The organism is Gimesia fumaroli, from assembly GCF_007754425.1.
Classification (GTDB): domain Bacteria; phylum Planctomycetota; class Planctomycetia; order Planctomycetales; family Planctomycetaceae; genus Gimesia; species Gimesia fumaroli.
This window is the reverse complement of the sequence record NZ_CP037452.1, coordinates 5,869,705-5,891,379: the sequence shown is the minus strand read 5'-3', so window position 1 is coordinate 5,891,379 and position 21,675 is coordinate 5,869,705. Positions and strand designations below refer to the sequence as shown.

The 21,675-nt window shown below is 49.1% G+C and carries 18 protein-coding genes; 9 read left to right on the top strand and 9 right to left on the bottom strand.

Annotation, left to right across the window (positions count from 1 at the left end; all coding sequences use genetic code 11):
* Window positions 1-14: 14 nt before the first annotated feature.
* Window positions 15-827 carry an endonuclease/exonuclease/phosphatase family protein gene (locus Enr17x_RS22290; protein WP_145311900.1) on the bottom strand — a complete coding sequence of 271 codons (813 nt, stop codon included), beginning with the start codon at window positions 825-827 and terminating at the stop codon, window positions 15-17.
* Window positions 828-1,454: 627 nt separating this feature from the next.
* Here Enr17x_RS22290 and Enr17x_RS22285 point away from each other — a divergent pair.
* The 4 genes from Enr17x_RS22285 to Enr17x_RS22275 all read left to right on the top strand — a co-directional run bounded on the left by Enr17x_RS22285 (window position 1,455) and on the right by Enr17x_RS22275 (window position 5,646).
* Window positions 1,455-2,444 (top strand): DUF1559 domain-containing protein, encoded by a 990-nt coding sequence (locus tag Enr17x_RS22285; RefSeq protein WP_145311899.1) that lies wholly within the window; start codon window positions 1,455-1,457, stop codon window positions 2,442-2,444.
* Window positions 2,445-2,553: 109 nt separating this feature from the next.
* Window positions 2,554-2,682: a hypothetical protein gene (locus Enr17x_RS30280; protein WP_261343396.1), complete on the top strand. Its 129-nt coding sequence runs from the start codon at window positions 2,554-2,556 to the stop codon at window positions 2,680-2,682.
* A 122-nt stretch (window positions 2,683-2,804) separates the two neighbouring features.
* Window positions 2,805-3,797, top strand: a complete 993-nt coding sequence (locus Enr17x_RS22280) for a DUF1559 domain-containing protein (RefSeq protein WP_145311898.1) — start codon at window positions 2,805-2,807, stop codon at window positions 3,795-3,797.
* A 235-nt stretch (window positions 3,798-4,032) separates the two neighbouring features.
* Window positions 4,033-5,646, top strand: a complete 1,614-nt coding sequence (locus tag Enr17x_RS22275) for a calcineurin-like phosphoesterase C-terminal domain-containing protein (RefSeq protein WP_145311897.1) — start codon at window positions 4,033-4,035, stop codon at window positions 5,644-5,646.
* Between the two features lie 88 nt (window positions 5,647-5,734).
* Here Enr17x_RS22275 and Enr17x_RS22270 read toward each other — a convergent pair whose 3' ends face one another.
* Together Enr17x_RS22270 and Enr17x_RS22265 are read right to left on the bottom strand one after the other, a co-directional pair.
* Complete coding sequence (locus Enr17x_RS22270) at window positions 5,735-6,199, bottom strand: hypothetical protein (protein ID WP_145311896.1); 465 nt, start codon at window positions 6,197-6,199, stop codon at window positions 5,735-5,737.
* Between the two features lie 175 nt (window positions 6,200-6,374).
* Window positions 6,375-8,723: a hypothetical protein gene (locus Enr17x_RS22265; protein WP_145311895.1), complete on the bottom strand. Its 2,349-nt coding sequence runs from the start codon at window positions 8,721-8,723 to the stop codon at window positions 6,375-6,377.
* Window positions 8,724-8,964: 241 nt separating this feature from the next.
* Between Enr17x_RS22265 and Enr17x_RS22260 the strand changes: the two genes are divergently transcribed.
* From Enr17x_RS22260 to Enr17x_RS22245, 4 genes are all read left to right on the top strand, one after another.
* Window positions 8,965-10,410 carry a sulfatase-like hydrolase/transferase gene (locus tag Enr17x_RS22260; RefSeq protein ID WP_145311894.1) on the top strand — a complete coding sequence of 482 codons (1,446 nt, stop codon included), beginning with the start codon at window positions 8,965-8,967 and terminating at the stop codon, window positions 10,408-10,410.
* Between the two features lie 100 nt (window positions 10,411-10,510).
* Window positions 10,511-11,044: a DUF2975 domain-containing protein gene (locus Enr17x_RS22255; RefSeq protein WP_145311893.1), complete on the top strand. Its 534-nt coding sequence runs from the start codon at window positions 10,511-10,513 to the stop codon at window positions 11,042-11,044.
* 79 nt (window positions 11,045-11,123) lie between these two features.
* Window positions 11,124-11,348: a helix-turn-helix domain-containing protein gene (locus Enr17x_RS22250; RefSeq protein WP_145311892.1), complete on the top strand. Its 225-nt coding sequence runs from the start codon at window positions 11,124-11,126 to the stop codon at window positions 11,346-11,348.
* 15 nt (window positions 11,349-11,363) lie between these two features.
* Window positions 11,364-11,774, top strand: coding sequence for a VOC family protein (locus Enr17x_RS22245; RefSeq protein ID WP_145219906.1), 411 nt, complete (start codon window positions 11,364-11,366; stop codon window positions 11,772-11,774).
* 542 nt (window positions 11,775-12,316) lie between these two features.
* On the opposite strand, the gene Enr17x_RS22240 is transcribed toward Enr17x_RS22245, so the two are convergent.
* The 3 genes from Enr17x_RS22240 to Enr17x_RS22230 all read right to left on the bottom strand — a co-directional run bounded on the left by Enr17x_RS22240 (window position 12,317) and on the right by Enr17x_RS22230 (window position 15,963).
* On the bottom strand, window positions 12,317-13,096 hold the full coding sequence (locus Enr17x_RS22240) for a class I SAM-dependent methyltransferase (RefSeq protein WP_198000740.1): 780 nt from the start codon (window positions 13,094-13,096) through the stop codon (window positions 12,317-12,319).
* Window positions 13,097-13,188: 92 nt separating this feature from the next.
* Window positions 13,189-14,682, bottom strand: coding sequence for a cryptochrome/DNA photolyase family protein (locus Enr17x_RS22235; RefSeq protein WP_145311890.1), 1,494 nt, complete (start codon window positions 14,680-14,682; stop codon window positions 13,189-13,191).
* Between the two features lie 27 nt (window positions 14,683-14,709).
* On the bottom strand, window positions 14,710-15,963 hold the full coding sequence (locus Enr17x_RS22230) for a PQQ-binding-like beta-propeller repeat protein (RefSeq protein WP_145311889.1): 1,254 nt from the start codon (window positions 15,961-15,963) through the stop codon (window positions 14,710-14,712).
* A gap of 333 nt (window positions 15,964-16,296) precedes the next feature.
* Between Enr17x_RS22230 and Enr17x_RS22225 the strand changes: the two genes are divergently transcribed.
* Window positions 16,297-18,573, top strand: a complete 2,277-nt coding sequence (locus Enr17x_RS22225; protein ID WP_145311888.1) for a bifunctional SulP family inorganic anion transporter/carbonic anhydrase — start codon at window positions 16,297-16,299, stop codon at window positions 18,571-18,573.
* A gap of 226 nt (window positions 18,574-18,799) precedes the next feature.
* Here the strand turns inward: Enr17x_RS22225 and Enr17x_RS22220 are convergent, their stop codons facing one another.
* From Enr17x_RS22220 to Enr17x_RS22210, 3 genes are read right to left on the bottom strand one after another with little or no spacing between them, the layout of a single operon-like run.
* On the bottom strand, window positions 18,800-19,927 hold the full coding sequence (locus Enr17x_RS22220; RefSeq protein WP_145311887.1) for a leucine-rich repeat domain-containing protein: 1,128 nt from the start codon (window positions 19,925-19,927) through the stop codon (window positions 18,800-18,802).
* Between the two features lie 22 nt (window positions 19,928-19,949).
* Window positions 19,950-20,264 carry a hypothetical protein gene (locus tag Enr17x_RS22215; protein ID WP_145311886.1) on the bottom strand — a complete coding sequence of 105 codons (315 nt, stop codon included), beginning with the start codon at window positions 20,262-20,264 and terminating at the stop codon, window positions 19,950-19,952.
* A 50-nt stretch (window positions 20,265-20,314) separates the two neighbouring features.
* Window positions 20,315-21,589, bottom strand: a complete 1,275-nt coding sequence (locus Enr17x_RS22210; protein WP_145311885.1) for a leucine-rich repeat domain-containing protein — start codon at window positions 21,587-21,589, stop codon at window positions 20,315-20,317.
* Window positions 21,590-21,675: the final 86 nt, after the last annotated feature.

The following is a 21,675-nucleotide window of genomic DNA, read 5'->3' as shown; positions in this document are numbered from 1 at the left end:
GGTTGCGTTTGTTATTACTTCTGTTTCAATTTCAGGATCGCAAAAACGGGGCGATGATCAGACGCCAATGGTTCGGCGATGACTTTCGATTCCACCATTTCGAATCGTGTTGCGGGCCGGTAGAAAATATAATCAATGCGAGATCTTGGTTTAGTGGAGGGTGCCGTCGGTGTGGCGTCGTCATCGATGGCGTTGGTCCATTGTTTGAGTAAAATCGTTATCGGCTCGGCGTCTGGCTTCGCATTCATGTCGCCGGCGAGAATTGTGGGGACGCCATCATCGACGGCGAAGTGTTTATTAATGGCTTTGGCTTCTGCCACTCGATCTTCAGGCAGGTTATGTTGAAAGTGTGTGCTGATAAAACGCAACGGCTTGTCGCCGGGACCACGGACTGTGACAACAATCGCACCGCGTGGGTAAGTGACCAGCTTCGGTGTGCTTTCGGTATAAGGCAGTGGTTGAATCATCACATCCAGAATGGGTAACCGTGTCAGAACCGCGTTGCCAAACAATCCCCCTTCATAATGCTGTGTCGGGCCAAAGCGGACTTCCATACCGGTCAGCTCTGAAAGTCGCTGCGCTTCGTGTACTCGGCCCGATCGTTTGACGCCGACATCGACTTCCTGCAATGCAACCAGATCCGGATGCATGCGCTCAATCACTTTGGCCAGGCGGGCGACATCATATTTGCCATCGGTGCCCTGACCGTAGTGGATGTTATAGCACAAGATGCGCAGTGTATCCGTGTTTTCGGCACTCTCTACTTGATGAGAGAACAGGCAGAGAAGACAGAGGGCACTCAGTGTAATTAGACAACATTTCTGCATGGTGGTCGGCTCCTGCGCGAAAAAGTCTGGCTGTCATTAGGCGCTGTCCAGGGAAGACAGAGCGGTAAGCTTCACTTTTACTATGAGTGAACCGTTCACTTTCGTCAATCCATGACGTGCGTTTCCTCAAAAGGTGAGAGACTTCCCCAGAGGCAGAGTTCCCCAAGGAGTAGACCAAACAGAACCGCTTGCCAGATTTCGAGGAGATACATGAGAGGGGCCTAGGTTTAAACACAATATTCGTGAGAGCGTCTATGGTTGATCCATAAGGAGTTCGATCCGGTGAGTAATGATTCTGTTCAGGTGTTGCCTGCTGTCAACTCATTCATCGTTACATGAAAAATGATTAATAATCCGATATTGAGATTGTTCTGAAATTTGATACGAGGCCGAATGGCAGACTGGCGGAGAGTGAAGCGACCATTGTCCACGCTTCGTTTTGGATTCAAGCAAGTATTCATTTTTCGGTCATGTAATCTTCACAATTTGAATGTACTATCTGCCCAACTTCGGAGAGCGAATCAATCTTCCTTCCGACAATTGGTCAGACAAGACCGACACCGGCATCAAATGCCTTGAAATGCGAAAACAATTAATTCTTATTTTTTCCTTTTGAGGAGTCTGTTGATGCTTCTTTCTTTTTCGCGCGCTACTGGTGCGCGTGTTGACAAATCCGTTCGTCGTCCTCGTGGATTTACTCTGATTGAATTGCTGGTGGTGATTGCCATCATCGCGATTCTGATTGCTTTACTGTTACCAGCCGTACAACAGGCGCGCGAAGCAGCCCGCCGCAGCAGCTGTAAAAATAATCTCAAGCAATTGGGACTGGGATTGCAAAACTACCATGATACCCATGGCGTGTTTCCTCCCGGAGGAGTGATTGGAACTTGTGCCGGGAACCCTCCGACTAATATTTCCGGCATTCAGGAATGCAGTGGACAGAGTCTGGGAGGCAACTGGTTGCTTTTTATTCTGCCGCAGATGGAACAAAGTCCCCTGTGGGAAAAAGCAGCACCGATTTTAAATACCAATAATCCATTGGATAGCATGAATAATGTTTTTGGACACTTCTCCCCCGCTGTGTATCGTTGTCCCAGTCATCCCTGGGATCGCCGCAGCAATGTTGCCTTCCGTGCTTTGGAGCATATGTCTCGCGGGAACTATGCGGGAAACTATGGCTCGGGAGATTTGACTGCTTCCTATAATGGGCAGACTGCAGGCGTTTTTACCCTGAATTCAGCGACCAGTATCCGGGATATCAAAGATGGTACTACGAATACCTTGTTGATCGGTGAAGTCAATTACATCAATGATGTAACTTCTGATGCACGCGGTGCCTGGGTCTATTCGGGAATGGGGGGGTCAGCTTTCAGTGCAGGGCGAAATCCCAACAGTACGATTGCCGATATTCTGGCCAGTTGCAGTAACACCACCGAAATGCCTTGTTCGTCAGGAAATGATGGAACTCAAATTGCCGCACTGAGAAGTTTCCATACCGGTGGTGTGCAAGTCTGTCTTGTCGATGGTTCCGCTCGATTCATTTCCGAGAACATCAGCCAGACAATCTGGCAAGCTTTGGGAACGCGAGCCGGACGAGAAGTCATCGATAACTTCTAATCCATCAAAAACCTGCTGATCGGTTATTTTTTCTATTTAACCGGAAAACGGATTTACGGATTCGTTTTCCGGTACTTCTCTTTTTTCTAACTGTTTGGAGAAATGCTCAATGAAACATTCTTTGTTGCTCATGATCTGTCTGTTCTGTCTGACGTTGGCGCTGCCCGGTTGCTCCGGTGATTCGGAAGAGGGTGTGCCCGGAGATTCCACGCCAACCCCGGAATATACCGATCCCTAAGATTAACTCTCTCATGAGATTCCAATTGCCTGTTCCACTCGGGGCAGGGTAATTCAAGCTGAATTGAGAAAAAGAAATGCTGTGTACTAATTATTTTTCTATTTTACTTTAAGGAGACGATAATGCTGACCCCATTTTCATTGCTGACTTCTTCTGCATCGAAACGGGCTGTAAAAAACCGTCGCGGATTTACGCTGATTGAACTTTTAGTCGTGATTGCCATCATTGCCATTCTGATTGCTTTATTATTACCCGCTGTACAACAGGCGCGTGAAGCAGCCCGCCGCAGTAGCTGTCGCAATAATCTGAAACAGCTGGGCCTGGCACTTCAAAATTATCATGATACGCATGGCGTGTTTCCTCCAGGTGGTGTGATTGGTCCTTGTGGCGGGAATCCTCCCACAAACCTCACGGGACTCCAGGAATGCGGTAACGGGGAAAGCCTGGGAGGCAACTGGTTGCTTTACATTTTACCTCAGATGGAACAAAGCCCTCTGTGGGAAAAAGCGGCACCTGTTCTGAGCGGACGAGATCCGCTGGACTATATGAACAATATCTTTGGTCATTTCTCTCCTGCTGCTTATCGTTGTCCCAGTCATCCGTGGGATCGTCGCAGCAATGTCGCCTTCAGATCGATCGAGCATATGTCTCGTGGAAACTATGCGGCAAATTATGGTTCTGGTGATTTGACTGCATCCTATAACGGTCAGACTGCAGGTGTCTTTACGATCAATTCCTCAGTCGCAATTCGGGATATTAAAGATGGAAGCAGTAATACACTGCTGGTTGGCGAACTCCAATACATCAATGATGTGACTTCTGATGCACGCGGTGCCTGGGTCTATTCGGGAATGGGGGGTTCGGCATTCAGTACAGGGCGTAACCCAAACAGTGTCACTCCCGATATCCTGTCAAAGTGCAGCAATACCACGGAAATGCCTTGTACCGAAGCCAACGATGGAACTCAGATTGCCACTCTGCGTAGTTTTCATACTGGTGGTGTGCAGGTCTGTCTTGCCGATGGTTCCTGTCGGTTCATTTCCGAAAATATCAGCCAGACGATCTGGCAGGCTTTAGGAACACGAGCCGGGCGTGAGGTGATCGATAACTTCTAACACGACGAAATCAGAAGTTGATGATCTCACTTGATGCAACCGGAGAATGCACTTCCACTCATTCTCCGGTTGTCCTGTTTTTGACAAATGATGATCAGCATTGATGCCCGCTCGCCGATTGTACAGTGTTGGCGGCAACTTCATATAAAACTTAATCTATGGGTTTTGTAATGGCTGTGTGGAACGTAATATAAAGAGAAACAATTTATTCGGTTTACCAACAGAGGGAAAATAAATGAGTCGATTATCATTTGTGAAATACGGTCTAACTTTACTGTTGATTGTTTCGTGTCAGGAAAACGGGCAGGCAGAAGCGAAAGCAGAGCAGACCGCCACCGGTTATGTATTTCACGATGCCAATAACAATCGCAAGCGAGACGCCGGCGAAAAAGTTTTGCCGGGGGTCCGTGTTTCGAATGGCGTTGAGATTGTCAGTACCGATGAAAAAGGCCAGTACCAACTGCCGGTGACGGACGATACGATTCTGTTTGTGATTAAACCCCAGGGATGGCGTACGCCGCTGAGTAAGAATCTGACACCAGAGTTCTACTACATTCATAAGCCCAACGGTTCGCCAAAAACAAAATACGCCGGCGTCAAGCCAACCGGGCCTCTACCCGCTTCGGTCGATTTTCCGTTGTATCCTCAGAAAGAGCCCAGCCAGTTTCGGGCGATCTTCTTTGGCGATCCACAGCCACGCGACCAGAAGGAAATCGATTTTATCGCACATGACGTAATCGAAGAACTGGTTGGTACCGATGCTTCCTTCGGTGTGACTCTGGGTGATATTCTGTTTGATGATCTATCCCTGTTCGAATCGCAGGCACGCGGGATCGCGCTGTTGGGGATACCCTGGTACAACGTCATCGGCAATCATGACATTAACTATGACGCGCCCAATGATAAATTGAGCGATGAAACATTTGAACGTGCTTTTGGTGCTTCCTATTATTCCTTCGATTACGGTACTGTGCACTTTATCGCACTGGATGATATTGACTGGATTGTTCCCGAAGGGAAAAAGAAGGGCAAATATCAAGGCGGGCTGGGCAAAGAGCAGATGGCGTTTATCAAGAACGACCTGAAGCAGATTCCTGAAGACCAACTTGTCGTGTTGATGATGCATATTCCATTGGTGGATGTTGAAGATCGTCAGGAACTGTATCGGTTGATTGAAAAACGTCCCTTCTGCATGTCAATTTCCGGGCACACGCATCATCATGAGCACCGTTTTATTACGAAGGCCGATGGCTGGCGTGGACCGAAGCCACACCATCATGTCATTAACGTCACTGTCAGCGGCAGCTGGTGGTCGGGAGCTCCGGATGAGCGAGGCATTCCCCACACCGTGATGGCCGACGGCGCCCCCAACGGTTATTCGATCATTACCTTTGATGGGAAAGAATACAATCTGGATTTTCGCGCCGCGGGACGGTCTGCGAAATACCAGATGAATATCATGGCTCCCGAAGAAGTCACCACAGATCAGTTGGCCGAGACTGATGTACTGGTCAACATTTTCAACGGATCAGAACGATCCAAAGTGGAAATGATGATTGGGAAATCGGGAAGCTGGGTTCCAATGCAGCATCATGAAGGCATTGATCCCAGCTTCAAAAAACTATCTGAGTCAGAGAACGGCGTGAAAGAGAAAACGTATCGCAATTTGCCGAAGCCCAAAAAGTCAACCCATCTCTGGCATGCGAAATTGCCGAAGGGATTGAAACCGGGTACACATCTGCTGCGAATTCGTACGGTGGAAATGGATGGCGACAAGCTGCAAAGTGGTCGCGTGATTCGGGTTCTGCCTGCTAAAGAAACCGCTGCTACAGAAGTGACCGAAAAATAAAGCGGTCAATGAGTTGATTATTTAAAACAGGGGAATGCGAGTCGGTTTCGCATTCCCCTGTTTTTTGAGGGAGCATCGTGAGTGCTGTTTAGCGCTGGGAAATCAGGACTTTATTGACCTTTTTGTGACAAGCAATGCAGGTCATCGTCAGGTGCAGGTAACTGAGTGAGGCACCATCGATATTCTTTTCTTTGGCGAACTTAATGACCTGTTTTGCGGCGGAACGAAACTCTTCGCTTTGTCGTGCAAAAATGGGGCCTTCGATCACCTGCCATTCGGTGGCGTTACTCATTTCGATCATTTTTTTGGCACCCTTCTGCATCATGTCATAGTCTTCGACCATGAGCCCTTCCAGAACGAGTTGTGAGTTGGTCAGCTTTTCTCGCATGAATTTGCTTAGCTTTTTCTCACCGTTACCGTCATCTTCATTTTCTTTTGACTTACTTTCACATTTATCGGAATCGACGGCGTGAGCAAATTGCGACTCTTCAGTCCCACCCCAGAATCCTAAAAGTAGAGCACCGCAAATCAACAAGCAGATCGTTTTACGCATGAGTGTGTCCTTAATGTCTATTTAGTAGAAGAACCTCTTCACGACACCGACAATAGGATGTCGATATCCTTTATTGTAAGAGATTTACTCAGAGGAAATCAATCCGGGTTCTCATGTGGTATTGAGAATCAAGGGTGACGCTCGTTTCTGGATTGAGATCAGTGTCTCACACGAGTTATTCCGGCAGTTTGATTTCCAAAGGAAGCAGGGAAAGCTTTTTGTCTTTCGGAATGAAATAGGGAATCGACTCTGCCATCAGTCGGTTTTGTAATCCTTCAAACATTTTTTTGCGTGCTTCTTCCGCAGTGGCATCCCGCAGGATCAGAAAGCGGGGATTAACATATGCCTCTTTGGACCAGAGGGTCCTTTTCGAGGTTTTCTCAAACCATGAGAGTTTAAAGGCGGCTGCCGTCGATTGCAAAGTCTGTCCGGTGTCGACCCGGCCGAGGGGATTCCCGGGTGTCGGCCTTCCGCGTTGGGTCATTTTCAGTTTATTGCCATCTTGTTCCTGATATTCGATCTTGAGTACCAGCGGTTGGTCCGCAGTGACTTTGAATCCATCGGATTCCAGACGTTGCTGCAGTACTTCCGTCAGGACCGTTTTCACTTCATCGTTATTACCGAATTTCAGATTTCCGATATTGACATCGATACTGATTTCCTGACCGGCTGATAAAATCGCGTCTCCCTGACTGCTATAGGCAGCCAGACTATCAGAGAGTTTCTGTTCTGGAATCCGGACCGGTACCAGTTTGGGTTTTCGGTTTAACAGTGGACGCCCTTTTTCATCTCTTAAGGCAGTTGCTGTTTCCGCCAGCAGATAGTTGGGGGTCACATAAACTTCATTTCGAACGATCACACGGGGCACAGGTTTCAGTGTCCAAAGTACCTGTTTTCGCTGGCGGTCGACAAACCAGGCACCATAGAGTAACCAGCCTTCCCCTTTGGGAAACCAGACCAGATGATCTCCGCTATAGCTGGGATCACTCAACGCATCTCGCAGAGCACCGGTGATATGATAACCGTTTGTCGTTTTCCCGCTGGCCAGATCCATGGTCCAGACGGATGTGCCATCGGAGCTCGAGAGTAACAGCCCCAGTTCTTTACCATCGACAGAAAAATTCATCCCATTGTAAATGTAATACGAGTCTCTACCAAATTCCGAACCGGTTGCTTTCAAAAGATCTGGTACGACAATCGTTTGAACTTGCTCGAGTGTTTGCAGGTCGTATACCGCAATCTGATTCCTTAAATTATAAGTAAATACATACTTACCTCCAGGACTGATTTTGTAATGCTGTTCTGAAAAATCAGTTGCCTGGACCTCTTTTTCACTGATCAGTTTTCCGGATGTCAGATCCCAGACTTTTAATAGAGTCTGTATTTTATTACCGGTTTTGGAACGTAGTTTCGCGAAGGCAAATGTTGATCCGCAGATTTCAAATTTGGAGAGATGCGAGTCAGCGGGAGCGGCTTCCCATTCTGCCAGTTTTTGTCCCGTTGCGACATCCCAGCTGGCCAGTTTGGGCGTTTTAGTGTCTTTGGTGACGAATGCCAGCAATAGATATTTTCCATCCGTACTCAAATTGATAATGGGGGGGGAGACCCTCCAGTTTGATTCGATTTTCACGGCAATCTGTCCGGTTTTCTTTTCGGTTGCCAGGTTCCAGACATCAATTTGATAGACTTCACGTCCTCGGTCGCGAAGGCCGATGAAGGGACTGAACGAGTTCGGGATGAGTTTCTTTGAGTCAATATTTCGCAAGTCAATCGACAGCTTCGACGATTCAGGCCAGTCGGCAACAACGAGCGGTGGGTCAACCAGAGACGTCCATTTTGGGGGAGCGACTGTCGGTGCCGGCTTGGCGGGAGTGCCGGGGTTTCCGCTCTGAGCTGTCTTTGTCTCACTCTTTCCCGTTAACTCTTTGACGCGGGCCAGAGTGGTTTCCATTTTCGCGAGCAAGTCTTTTCGGCCTTCCGGCGTCGCTGTCTTGATTGCTTCAGAATAAACCTTCATTTGTTTTCTGAGTCTGGTGAGCTCTGCATTTCGTTCCTGCGGGGTAAGGGGAGGTGGTCCGAATGAATTAGCTTCCGTGCTGGCCTGCTGCGGACTCGTGGCGGTGGCAGGCTTTGTATCTGACGCGATTGAGGAATTATCAGCTTCATTCTGGACTATGGCCGGTGGATCTGCTGCTTCCTCTTTTTCCTTTTTCCCAAACAGACCGCTGACAAACGTGGAAGAAAAATATAAGGCAACTCCAAAGGCGATCACGCCTGCAATGATATTCAGAGGGGAGTTTGTCTTCTTCTCGGGGTTCTTCTTTTTAGACGTACCAGATGGTTTCTTTTTTCGGGTCGGACGTGTGGGGGCTTCAAAGTCATCATACATTTCGTCCAGCAAGTCGTCTTCACCCGCAGGAACCCGCATTTTATGACCGCATGATTTGCATTTTAGAACCTGGCCGGCTCGTTCATCTCGTACTTTATATTCCTGCAAACATGTGTCGCACTCGAATTTGATCATCGCGAAGCCCTTAAATATGTATGAGACAGGAGATGAATTTGACAGGAAGACTTCTTAATGAAAATCATGTAGTATTTTGTATAGAATCGCAAGCAGAAAATATTAGTTTTGGATATTTCAGTTCTTGACGGGGCTTTGGAAAGTAGTGAGTCCCTGCTGGCGGCATAAATCTGCTATAATAATTAATCAGGCACATCAACGTACATCTTATTTTTGAGAAGAATTGTAGAGGAATATCACCGTGCGCGATCTCAGGATTCATCGTTCATTAATGCGGATACTCTTAGTCGCTTTGTGTCTGCTCTGTTTGCAGGTTAATTTGATTGCAGCTGTTCGCGCGCCAGGAGATCAGCCGAATCTAATTGTGATCATGGTCGATGATATGGGCTACGCGGGAGTGAGCTGTTTCGGTAATCCCTATTTTAAAACGCCCGAGATTGATCGTCTGGCTAAGGAAGGATTGAAACTGACTGACTTTCATTCTTCAGGTACGGTCTGCTCTCCGACGCGAGCCGGCCTGTTGACAGGTCGCTATCAACAGCGCTCTGGGATTGAAGCCGTGATTCATCCTGTCAGCGATCATCCCGAACACCGTAAGGGCTTGAGAAAAATTGAAAACACGTTTGCTGAGCCACTTCAACAGGCCGGCTATCGGACGGGATTGGTCGGGAAGTGGCATCAGGGTTATCCGCATAACTCTGATGAGTTCCATCCGGACAATCATGGTTTCGATACATTCATTGGCTATCACAGCGGCAACATTGATTTCATCAGTCATGTCGGCGATCACGTGAAGCACGACTGGTGGCACGGTCGCAAGGAAACACGGGAAGACGGCTATTCGACGCATCTCATCAATCAATATGCGTTGCAGTTTATCAAAGAGAATCAGGATCAGCCGTTCTGTTTATATGTTGCGCACGAAGCCATACACAACCCCGTGCAGGTCCCCGGCGATCCGGTTCGCCGCAGTGAAGCAGAAGGTTGGAAACGCTGGAAGCCGGCGAACGAGGAAGAGCGGATTGAAAAGTATCGAGGAATGACACTGCCTGTTGATGAAGGGGTGGGGCAGATTCGTGATTTTTTAGTGAAGTCCGGGCTCGACAAAAATACGTTTGTGTTGTTCTTCTCAGACAATGGACCCTCGCGGGATTTCCCCAGTGGCAGTCCGAAGTGGCGGGGCGGCAAAGGTTCGGTCTATGAAGGCGGCCATCGTGTGCCGGCGATTGCCTGGTGGCCGGGAAAGATTGAAGCAGGCACCGTCTCGGATGTGCCGGCGATCAGCATTGATGTCATGCCAACACTCCTGGGAATCGCCGGCGTGAAGGCGCCCGCGGATCGACCTCTGGACGGTGTCGATCTCGCGCCGGTTCTATTCCAGCAGAAAACACTTGCCGCAAGGCCTTTGTTCTGGGCTTCGTTGTCGAATCGAGGGGGACGTTCCGAAGCAATGCGGCAGGGGCCTTGGAAGCTGGTTGTGTTACATCCCCGTGCCAAACCGGGCACGTTTGAAAACGAAAAACTCGAACTCTATCGACTCGATCGGGATCCCGGTGAGCAGAACAATTTGCTGAAACAGGAACCAGAGCAGGCCGCGAAAATGCTGAAACAGCTTAAGGACTGGTACCGCGATACGCAGTCAACCGCCACGCCGCAACCGGGAGGTTGGTTGTCGAAAGGGAGTTAATCAGCCTCGGAATTTCTCAAAAACTGGGGTTGTTCTGTTTATCGTAAAACGATAAAAATTCGCCGTCTTACATTAAAACCCTTTGGAAAGGATTCCTGAGATGGCTCGAAAAGATCGTACCAGTGTTATTTGCCGTATTCTGTATTATCTGTGTGCACTGTCCCTCTGGGTGTTGCCCGCATTTTTAATCTGGGTCTGGTTTTGTGCCGACCTGATCGCGATGCAGAATGGCAGAATTCCTGTCAAAGCCATTCCCTTTCCGCTGCCGGTATCGACTAAAGTGGGCATGGTTTTGCTCACTGCCTTGCTGATGGTACCCACGTACTGGGGGCTGATTTCGCTACGTCGTTTTCTCAAAGCCTGTTGTGCCGAAGATTATCTGGGCACACAAAACAGTCGACTGCTTAAACGTTTTGCCTTGGGGCTGATGGGCTCTGCTTTATTATCTCCTGTCTGCGGAGCGGCTCTCAGTGTTGTATTGACGATGCATAATCCACCCGGACAGAAAATGCTGGCGATCAGCATCGGTTCGAATCAGTTCATCCTGGCGGGAGTCGGAGCACTGATCTTTCTGCTGGCGAATCTGTTAAAACGGGCCAGCCTGATTGCGGAAGAACACGCCCAGATCATTTAGACGTCTGGTGACCCGCCGGGAATTCAGCTATAGTAGAATCAGAGCTTAACACGAGTTTTAGCGAGCGAAGCAGGAATCGATGCGAATTTGTATAACACTGGATGTCATGCTGGCCCGACGAAAAGTCACCTCACGTGATCTGGCGAAACACGTGGGGATTACCGAGCAGAATCTTTCGTTGCTCAAGTCGGGAAAGGTCAAAGGGATTCGGTTTGCGACTCTGGAAAAGATTTGTGAGTTTCTGGAATGTCAGCCCGGTGATATTCTGCAGTATGAAGTAGAATCGCAAAGTCAGGCAGCCTGAGAGGGAGTAGAAACAGTGAAAGTGCACGGCGTTCTGGAAACAGCCATTTATGTGGATGACCTGCAACTGGCGGTCGACTTCTATCGACGGTTGTTTGAGTTTGAAATTATGGCCGAAGATCAGCGGTTTTGCGCGATGAATGCCGGTGACCGCAGTGTGTTCCTGATCTTTAAACGGGGTGCAACGCATACAGCCGCTCATCTGGAAGGGGGCGTGATTCCGCCGCACGATGGATCGGGGCCCGTGCATTTCGCCTTTGCGATTGAACGCGACGATCTGAAAGAGTGGGAAGAACGGCTCATTACTGAGGGAGTCGAAATCGAAAGCCGCGTCAGCTGGCCTCGCGGCGGTGAAAGTCTCTACTTCCGCGACCCCGACAACCACGTGCTCGAACTCGCGACTCCCGGCATCTGGCCCATTTATTAAGGGGCTGATATCAACTTACGAAGGGGACAAAAGCGCTAGACGGCGTATACCTTTTCACTGTTGGCAAGCCAGCAGTGCCACACATTACCGTGAAAAAATCGGTTTTTACTACCACGAAAAACACGAAAATACAGGAAAAATAATTAAACAGGGTAGCTCTGAATACAATTCAGAGTTAGTGGAAACTATCAGGGAATGCGAGTATCTTTACATCTATGTGACGGTGCAAGTGCTTCGAAGAAGCCGATCTCTGTGCCTGCTCGAAGTAACGACTGAGTCGGGTTGATCGCGACTCTATCATCAACTGCCGTGTTCCACCGCTCGGCTTGTCCGACGGTGCCGGTTCAAGAGCAGATTTGCGGTAGCGGCGGCCCTATGTGGCCGCCCGCAGTGTTTACATTAAATGCACGATTGACGTGCGCAGGTTTGATCTGGTGCCATCGGTAAAGTAATAAACCATTGAGTCTTGCAAGGCGGGCACATAGGGACCGCCCCTACGTCAGAGTAGACGGAATGTCTGATGTTACAGCGTTTCGTTGTTTCTAATACGGGGTTGCTATCAAGGCGTAGAATGTCATTTCTTCCTGATACGTTCCGCTGCTGTTATAGTCGAGCAGAGTTTTCCGCAGATCAGCTTCAAACGCGGATTGCTTGTCTCCTAAAACAGCAGGGGAAGCGAACGAAGTCGAATACAGATTGCCGATCAGTTCGTCGAGCGTCCAAGTATGAGGGTGCTGGTATTCGAATTCGTCCAGTGTATAGCCGGATTTGGTCAACACCAGTTCGTGAGGATCAATCGCATCAGGAAATTCTCCCGAGCCGGCACGTCGTTTTTCTCCCAGCCATTTTTTGATCACCGTCTGCACAAGAGGTAGCCAGTCGGCAGTGCCACTCCAGATACTGGTGTAACCTAAAACGACCAGCGGTTTCCCCGGCTGTAGCCATTCACGCACTCGCTCTGCGATGGTACGTCGGTCCATCCAATGAAAGGCCGCGCCGATTGTTACCAGCTCAAAGGAATCAGTGTCTGCAGAAAACTGCTCGGCAGATTGATTGAGCCACTGTATTGTTTCAATTCCCCGTTTCTGGGCTTTCTGCTCTGCAGCAGCTAACATTTCCGGATCGATGTCCACTGCGGTGACGTCACGAAAAAACGGGGCCATGCGTAGTGCGATTTCTCCCGTGCCACAACCCAGGTCCAGCAGAGAACCCTGGCCAGAAAGAGCGGATTTGGTACGAATCTTTGCCAGCAGCGGTTCGGGATAGGGTACACGGTAGCGTGAGTAATAGGGGACGGTCCCTCGAAAAAGGTCTTTGGACACAACCGGGCTCCAAATGGAAAGCATTTCGACAAGAGAAATCGCAGACGTCAATCTTTATATTTAAAGACAGTGTAGTGATTGTGAGCCAGAGATCAATCGAACAATTGCCCCTGGCGCGATTCCCGGCAATAGCGTTCGAGATAACCGGACACGCTGAATTTACGAGCCGTGTTTTTGCTGCACATATAGCGGATTTTTCCGAAGATAGGTCGTTCCGGCCCCCAGGCACGATCATATCGGCCGAGACACCAGAAAATGCCGCTGTAAGAATTCGGATTGCGACCGTCTACGGCGTATTTGTTGTTGAGATAAATCATCGTCTGCAGTGCTTCTTGCGGTGAGACGGACCAGTGCAGAATTTTTTTGCCCCAGACCATGCGCATGTAATTATGCAGGCGGCCTTCGGTGACGAGTTGTGTCTGGGCAGCATTCCATAGTTCGTCATGCGTCTCTGCATTTTCAAATTCTTCCCGCGTATAACAGGGATCACGCGGATCGCGGGCGTGCTCTTCCAATGTTTTTTGTGCCCAGTCGGGTAGTGACTCATATTGATCATAATCGGCACGCTGCCAGCACATATTATATCCCAGTTCGCGCCAGGTGATGAGTTGATCGAGAAAGGCTTCGGCGGTTTCGCTCATGTTCCACCAGCCGGCCCGCTTCCCGGTGGCTTTCTGATCTAGCACTTTCTCTATCGTCCAGTGTTCGCAGTTGATGATCTGGTCAAAAATTTCATGCGCCGAAATGTGGCCGAAGTGCAGATAGGGAGAGAAGCCGCTGGTGACGTCCTCTTCAGGCAAATTTCGTTCATCGAGATAGCGGTCGAAACGTTTGTCGAGAAACTGCTTTAACCTGGATTTCGCAGCGTCCATGCCTCCCTGAAACACGGAGGGGCCGACCTGATGGTCAATGGGGAACTCAGCCAGCGTTTCCGGCGTTGCCTGCAATGTTTTCTCAGTAGCCTGCGGCCAGCGTTCAAGGATCTTCGTCGGGATCTGCTTGAGCGGAGGCAGCTTGATGCGGGCCAGGGGATTGGTCTGTGGACGCTCCAACAAATGCGCCGGCAGCTTCTTGTGCAAGTATCGACGAAAGGAGTAGGCGGTCGGGAAAACCTGGGAAGCCGCTCGCATAGGTAACAGGCCGTTCGAATCAATGGCTTCCAGACTGACAGGCAACCGTGGTGCAACCTGCTCCAGCATGCGGGGGATGAAGAAGCAGGGAAAGTCATCGGTGATGACGGCACACGCGTTCGTAGCCAGTGCTTTCAACAGCCCCGAACCATGACCAGCTTCAGGCTCGACATAGCAATAATAGGTGGCGGCAGAATCTTTGAGACTTTTCTGATTTGCAGCCATACCCTGTAGGACAAATTGATGCAGGCGGTCGCTGGCCCATTCGTAGCCGCAGCGCAACGCCTCGAAAACCAGCAACGGTTTGTTTAATGCCTGACTCAGCTCGACGGCGCGCTGCAAACTATAGTTATAGCGGGTGCGACGATTGGCGATCATCCAGTAGAGAACGTAAGCACCATCTCCTTTCAGCGGGGCCTGATTAAGTTGTCGGATACGAATATCCGGGACGTTCATGGTGTTGGATCGTTCGTTGATTTGAATTCATTCCCAGCGATAAAGAGTGAGGTGATTTAAGTCGCGAATCAGGATTTCATTCCCGCTGATAGCGATATGAGCCCAGGAATCATTGGCGACTTTACGTTGGTCAATGAGATCGAACTTTTCAGGATTGGCTCGAATCAACAGCAGATCACCTTTTTGATCGAGAGCCAGTATCTTTTCACCATCGGTAACGGTGCTCCAGTATTTGCCAAAGGGAGTGGTTGTCCAGCGTACTACGCCCGTCTTCAGATCGAGGCAGGTGAACCGCTGATTCCGCAAGTGTAGATAGAGATGACCGTTGATGATATTCGGCGAAGACATGTAGGCTTGTGTTTTACTGGTCCATTTCTGCTCAAGGTTCCAGCCGGATTCGTTTTTGGAAGTCGTGAAAAGAAAGGAGCCGCCGCCATAGCTGCTGGTGAAAATCGAATCATCAACAACAGTGGGCGTTAGAATATTCATGCCACGAAAAGCGGGGATTTCCTGTTTCCAATAGACAGTTCCGCGATCGGGATCTACGCCGGCGAGGGTGGTACGGGTCTGTACGATAATTTGAGGCACACCGTTCAGGCTGGTGTAAAACGGGGAAGAAAACGCGCTGCCAAACATGCCGCCCCCGTCTTCAAGGATGCGCCAGACGATTTTTCCTGTTTTTTGATCGACCTTACAGAAGCCGCCGCCCGCCTGGACGAACACTGCATCGCCGACGATCAGGGGGGAAGAAGCGAAACCAAAGGCAGGTGGATTGGCTCCCGTTTCTTTGACGAAATCGAGGCGCCAGAGTTCTTTCCCGGTATTGGCATTGAGGCAGACCAGCACATCGCGAATGCCGGCCACAAACAGTCGGTTGCCATCCAATGCGGGTGTTGCTCGAATCCAGTCACCGTTCGCTTTGGCAAAGAACGGGACGCTGATGGCGCCCGGCCAACTCTGTTTCCATAATTCCTTTCCGGTTTTTCGATCCAGGGCGCGGACGACTTCGGTTTTCTGATCCACGGTTTCAGTGACAAAGACTTTGTCTTCACTGACAATCGGACCTGAATAACTCGGACTCAATTCCACGCGCCAGATTTGTTTCAACCGACCTTCTGCGAGACTCTCTGGCAGCTTTGTTTGGGAAATCGATCCATCACGATTCGGGCCGCGCCATTGTGACCACGATTGAGGTGCCGCTTGATCACCTGCTGTTACAGCAGGGATGAACCCCATTATCAGAAAAGCATAGAACAGATGCGCCAAAAGTCGTGATTGCATGATCATTGCTCTGGGGACCTTGAAAACAGGAATGCAGATCAGAGAGAACTACTTCTCCCTATTGTTGTTATAGCGCACAAATTTGTTTTTAAAGAGGAAAAATCAGATAGGAGTCTGAAAATCTCAGAATGAGGTAAATGCCATTTGTAAAAAGAGGTTACTGCGTATAATAAGGAAGCAAAAGTATAGACGAAGCCTGTTGATTACGCTAAAAAACGGTTGAAACGTTTTTACACTATATCTGAGCAAGTTTATTTCTCTTCAGGAAATCAATTCGTTAGACTGATTTTGCTCTCAACCCGCCAACTAAGTTTTATGTCTGAATGAATCACCATGGATGAAGCCCGTCTCTCAAGTTATCCAATTTCTTATCTGCCACGCGATTTGACATCGGGGCTGGTGGTCTTTCTGGTGGCACTCCCCTTGTGTCTGGGGATTGCACTAGCCTCCGGTGCACCACTGTTCTCCGGTATTTTGGCCGGGATTATCGGCGGAATTATAGTCGGATCGATCAGTGGTTCCAGTACCAGCGTTAGTGGCCCAGCCGCTGGTCTGACGGCGATCGTGATTGCGCAGATTGCAGCACTGGGTTCCTTCGAGGCATTTCTGCTGGCGGTGATGATTGGTGGTATCCTTCAGATCGGTCTGGGAATTGTCCGCGCTGGTTCATTATCTGCCTTTTTCCCCTCAAGTGTGATTAAAGGGCTGCTGGCGGCTATTGGCGTAATTCTGATTCTCAAACAGATTCCACACATTTTAGGTCACGATACAGACCCGGAAGGGGAAATGTCATTTACGCAACCGGACAAGCAGAATACGTTCTCCGAGATTCTGACACTGTTTGAAGGAGACATTCACTTTGGTGCTGCTGTCGTCGGAATCATGTCGATTGTGTTGCTGACAACCTGGGGCCGCGTCAAACTGCTGAAGAATTCGGTCATTCCTGGACCGCTGGTGGTGGTACTGCTGGGGGTAAGTCTGCATCTGTTGTTTCAGCGGCTAGGCGGACCCTGGGCCATTGAAGCCAGCCACCTAGTGCAGATTCCGGTTGCGGAATCCGCCAATGACTTATTGACGTTTTTGAAATTTCCCGATTTTTCCCAGTGGGCCAATCCCGCGATTTATCTGGCAGGGGTGACGATCGCCATTGTTGCTTCTCTGGAAACGTTATTGAATCTGGAAGCGGTTGACAAACTCGATCCCGAAAATCGCAATTCGCCCGCCAGTCGCGAACTTGTGGCACAGGGTGTGGGAAATATGGTTTCCGGACTGGTGGGCGGCTTGCCCGTGACGTCAGTGATTGTCCGCGGATCGGTGAACGTGAACTCGGGCGCCAAGACCAAGGTTTCCTGCATCTTTCATGGCGTGTTGCTGCTGATTTGCGTCGGCCTGTTTCCCGTTTATTTGAACATGATTCCGCTCGCTGCCCTGGCGGCAATTCTGTTCGTCACCGGATTTAAGCTGGCCAGTCCCGCTCTGTTTCGACAGATGTGGAAGGAGGGCCGCTATCAGTTTGCGCCGTTTCTGATCACGTTGTTGTCAATCGTCTTTACTGACTTGCTGACAGGAATTCTGATTGGTCTGGGCGTGAGTGTGCTGTTTATTCTCAACAGTAGTCTGCGTCAGCCAATTCGGCGGATTGTCGAAACGCACCTCGGGGGAGATATCCTGCATATTGAGCTCGCCAATCAGGTTAGTTTTTTGAACCGGGCGGCGTTGGACCAACTGTTTAACGAGGCAGAACCGGGCATACACATGCTGATTGATGCCAGCGATACCGATTATATTGACCCTGATATTCTGAGTCTGATCCAGGAATATAAAACCAAAATCGGTCCCGCGCGCGGTGTCTCTGTCAGTCTTCGCGGCTTTCGCAAAAAATATCAGTTGCATGATGAGATTCAATTTGCCGATTTCTCCACACGTGAATTACAGGATCGCGTGACGGCAGAGCAGGTACTGGAAATATTGCGCGAAGGGAACCGGCGGTTTTACACTGGCAACAGGCTCTCGCGCGATCTGGGCCGTCAGGTGAATGCGACGGCGGGCGAACAGAACCCGATTGCCGTTGTGTTGAGCTGCATCGATTCCCGTGTGCCGGCTGAATTGGTATTGGATCTGGGCATCGGAGACATTTTCAGCGTCCGCGTTGCCGGGAATGTGATCGGGAATAAATCACTAGGCAGCATTGAATACGGCGTCGCAGTCGCGGGAGTGAAACTGGTGTTAGTGCTGGGGCACACGCGCTGTGGTGCCGTCACTTCGACCGTGGAACTCATGTGCGATCAGAACGACACCACGCAGGTCACAGGTTGCTCACATCTGGATTCGATTGTGAATGAGCTGGTTCCCTGTGTGGACGAAGAAGCCTGCGAACATTTAAACGAGATGACTTCCGAAGAACAGGAATTGTTTATCGACGAAGTCGCCCGACGGAACGTCTATCGCAGTGTGCACGAAATCACCGCGCGCAGCAAAGTGATCCGCGATCTGGTTGAGGCCGGTAAGGTGATGGTGGTCGGTGCATTGTATGACGTGAAAAGTGGCGAAATGGAATTTTTCACGGAACAGTCGGCGGAGCAGGAAACGGAAGAATCGCCTCAAGCCTGATAGAGTCTGTCGGGAAGCCTGTAATTGACTGTCAGTTTGCGTTAGCCGATTTTAGTGGCGAATTGCGAGCGAAACCTGTTGAGCGTTTGCCGCATTTGCTGTCAGTTAGCCGTAAAACTAAGGAGAGAGAACGATCAAAATCAGGATCACCACTAGAACGTTTCCACAGTTTTTCCACTTGGGATTCTCTGCGCCAGTTTGTGATTGATGCGTCGTGTTCTGCTGTTTATCGGCCATACAGACTCCGATGATGCCTTGCTTCTCTGATTGAATGGATCTGTTTGGCTATTTCTGGATCACAGTCTTTGGGAGTCATGTAGATTGATTCAAGGGTTTCATGATCCTTCAGCAGTATTAGCATCTCCTCGCCGGTTAAATTCGTGCCTGTTACATCCAGGCTTTCCAGCTTGACCGGCCAGAATTTCACAGCAAAAAATGCTTTACCTGAAATATGACAGTTTCGAATTGAAAGCCTTTTCAATTCAGGACAACCTGCGAGCAGAGTCTGCACGCCTTGATCGGTAATCTGAGTATCATTAAGCATCAGTGAATTTAATTTGGGAAGCGATGCCAGCGCCTGGCAGACCTGATCGCCCACTTCCGTTTCGTTGAGATACAATGTGCCCAAAGATTTCATCTGACGTAAATATGGAGCTGCTTCCTCATCCAGAAAGGTACCATTCAATTCCAGCATATGTAACCGCGGAAGTTGGGTCAGATATTGCAGGTCAGTAGATTTCACATTTGTGCCTTGTATGTCGATTCGAAACAGCTCTTGGTGGTTGGCAAACTGCTGGAGGGTACTCGTTCCCAGTTTGGCGTCTGACAGAAAGAGCCAGGACAGTTGAGTACAACGGTGAAGCCAGTTCAGTCCTTCGTCGGTGGCCTGTGGTGCATACAGCTCAAGCCGTTCGAGATCCTTCAGGTCGGATAGCGCTGAAACTCCCTTATCTGTTAAGTCTGGCCCATAAATTTGTAAATGTCTTAATGAATGCATTTTGCCGATGACAAGTGCATCACGGTCTCGAACTTTTGTCAATCCACAACTTAAGTATTCAATAAACGGAGCTAATGCGTTGAGTTCCGCGGTGACTTCCAGTATTTCCTTTTCTTTGTACCATTCAGTCTGGGAAACTCGGATTTCTTCCATTTTTAAATAACTTTTGAGACTCAGTAATGAATCATCTATGAGATCAGACCGGGTAGCCGGTCTGATAGAAAATCCTTTGGCCGTGAGTCGTTCTTTCGCGAGCGAAATCGAATCTTCTTTGAAGTAGAGTGCAGCTCCCCCTCCGCAGAGCAGAATTGCCAGAAACAGAAACCATTTATTGAAGCGTCTTCGTTTCAAATTCACGAGGCACTTTCATATTCGATGATTAGTTACGAATGTTACTGAAGCGAACTACTTTCTGGTGTCCGTTAAAACAGATCTTCCCTCGGGAATGATCTAGAATAATTTCCAGTTGATAGTGGGGGGCGGTCCCGCGTTGTGTGAAATTTTGTTCTGACTTCATTTCTTTAAGCAGACCCACGACGAACTCTTCCAGAATTAGTCGAAAGGCAAATCGATCTCTGTCGGAAATTATTTGCTCAATCTCAGGGGGAATGTGGGCCAGTTCTCCCTGCACTAAACCGCCGATTTTTTTCTCGGAATCGGTCTGTATCAGAATTTTGTGGATCGGGAAATTCATGAAGATGCTCCCCAGAAAACGAACCTGGAGCGTGTGATCTGACTCTTCAGTCAGCTGTTCTCTTTTTGATTCTTTCTGGCACGCATGACACGTGGTTTTTCAGTTAAGATAAACTTTTGATAAGCAGGATCTGTATAGTCTTTCCAGTCGAACGAAGCCCAGATTAAAGAGTCATGATCGCGATAGATTTGCAGAAACTCTGTTTCAGACAGTTTTGTCCCTTTGAGACTAAGGGCAATCAGGTTTGCTGGCCACTTGTTTGATGCAGTAAACGCGTTGCTCGAAATTTGACATCGGTCGAGATTCACCCATCTTACATTGGGACATCCCTCAAGAAGTGCCTGAACGCCACTGTCTGTGATGGGAGTCTGCTTCAGGTTTAAGAGTTGCAAACTGTTGATTTTCGAAACCTGACGGCATACTTCATCTCCGACGTTCGTTCTGCTGAGATTCAATCGGTGTATTGTTTTCAGATTCTTGAGGTAAGGTGCCGCCCGGTCGTCTACCTGCGTCCTTGCAAGGATGAGTTCTTTTAAGTTGATGTTCGAAAGCTGGTTGCATACATTGGCTCCGACATTCGTTCTACTGAGATCCAGCTGGTGCAGCGCCTTCATTTTTTTCAGGTAAGGTGCAGCCTGGTCATCCACCCGTGTGCCTGCAAGAATGAGCTCGCTTAATTGGGGAAGGTTCGTGAGAGATTGCAGGTCATCTGATTTAATGTTTGAATTGATCAGACTAAGCTTCTCAAGTTGTTTCAGTGCTGCGAATTGATGGTACGTTTCAGGACTGAGTTCAGATTTGGCGAGATTGAGTTTCCATAATTCTGTGCAGTTCTGTAACCAGATGACCTTGCTGTCTGCTAACCGAAGCTCATCTATAGTAAGTGATCCAAGTTGTTTGAGACTCGATAAAACCTCAATTCCCGATTCAGTCAATTCAGAACCGTTCAGACTGAGGTATCGTAAATTTGGCATTTGACGCAAGGCTTGCATATCCTGGTCAGTGAAGACGGCGCCTTCGATTTCGACACCTCTGATCGCTGGTGCCAGTATTTTTAAGTCCTCAATAAAATCAGATGCCCTGTGAGAGGTAAAAGGATTGACATGCGAAATCCGGAGTTCTTCTGTGTCAAATACGTATTCCAGTTTGAAGGTTGACTCGCGGATGGGGTTAAAGCGATAGATTTCCGTGATATTTACTCCCTTAGAACGAAGTCGTTGTTTGGCGAATGCGATCTTCTGGTGTTCCGAGTACATGACGACCCAGTGCACAAAGGCGGCTAATACTGGAATCAGCAACCATTTGCATATTCGCGAGAATTTCATAGTGATCTCCCCCGTCTGCCTGAATTGGGTACATTTAGATAGTATAGCAGGAAGGGGCAACGAGCGTGCATCTAAATTCAATAAAT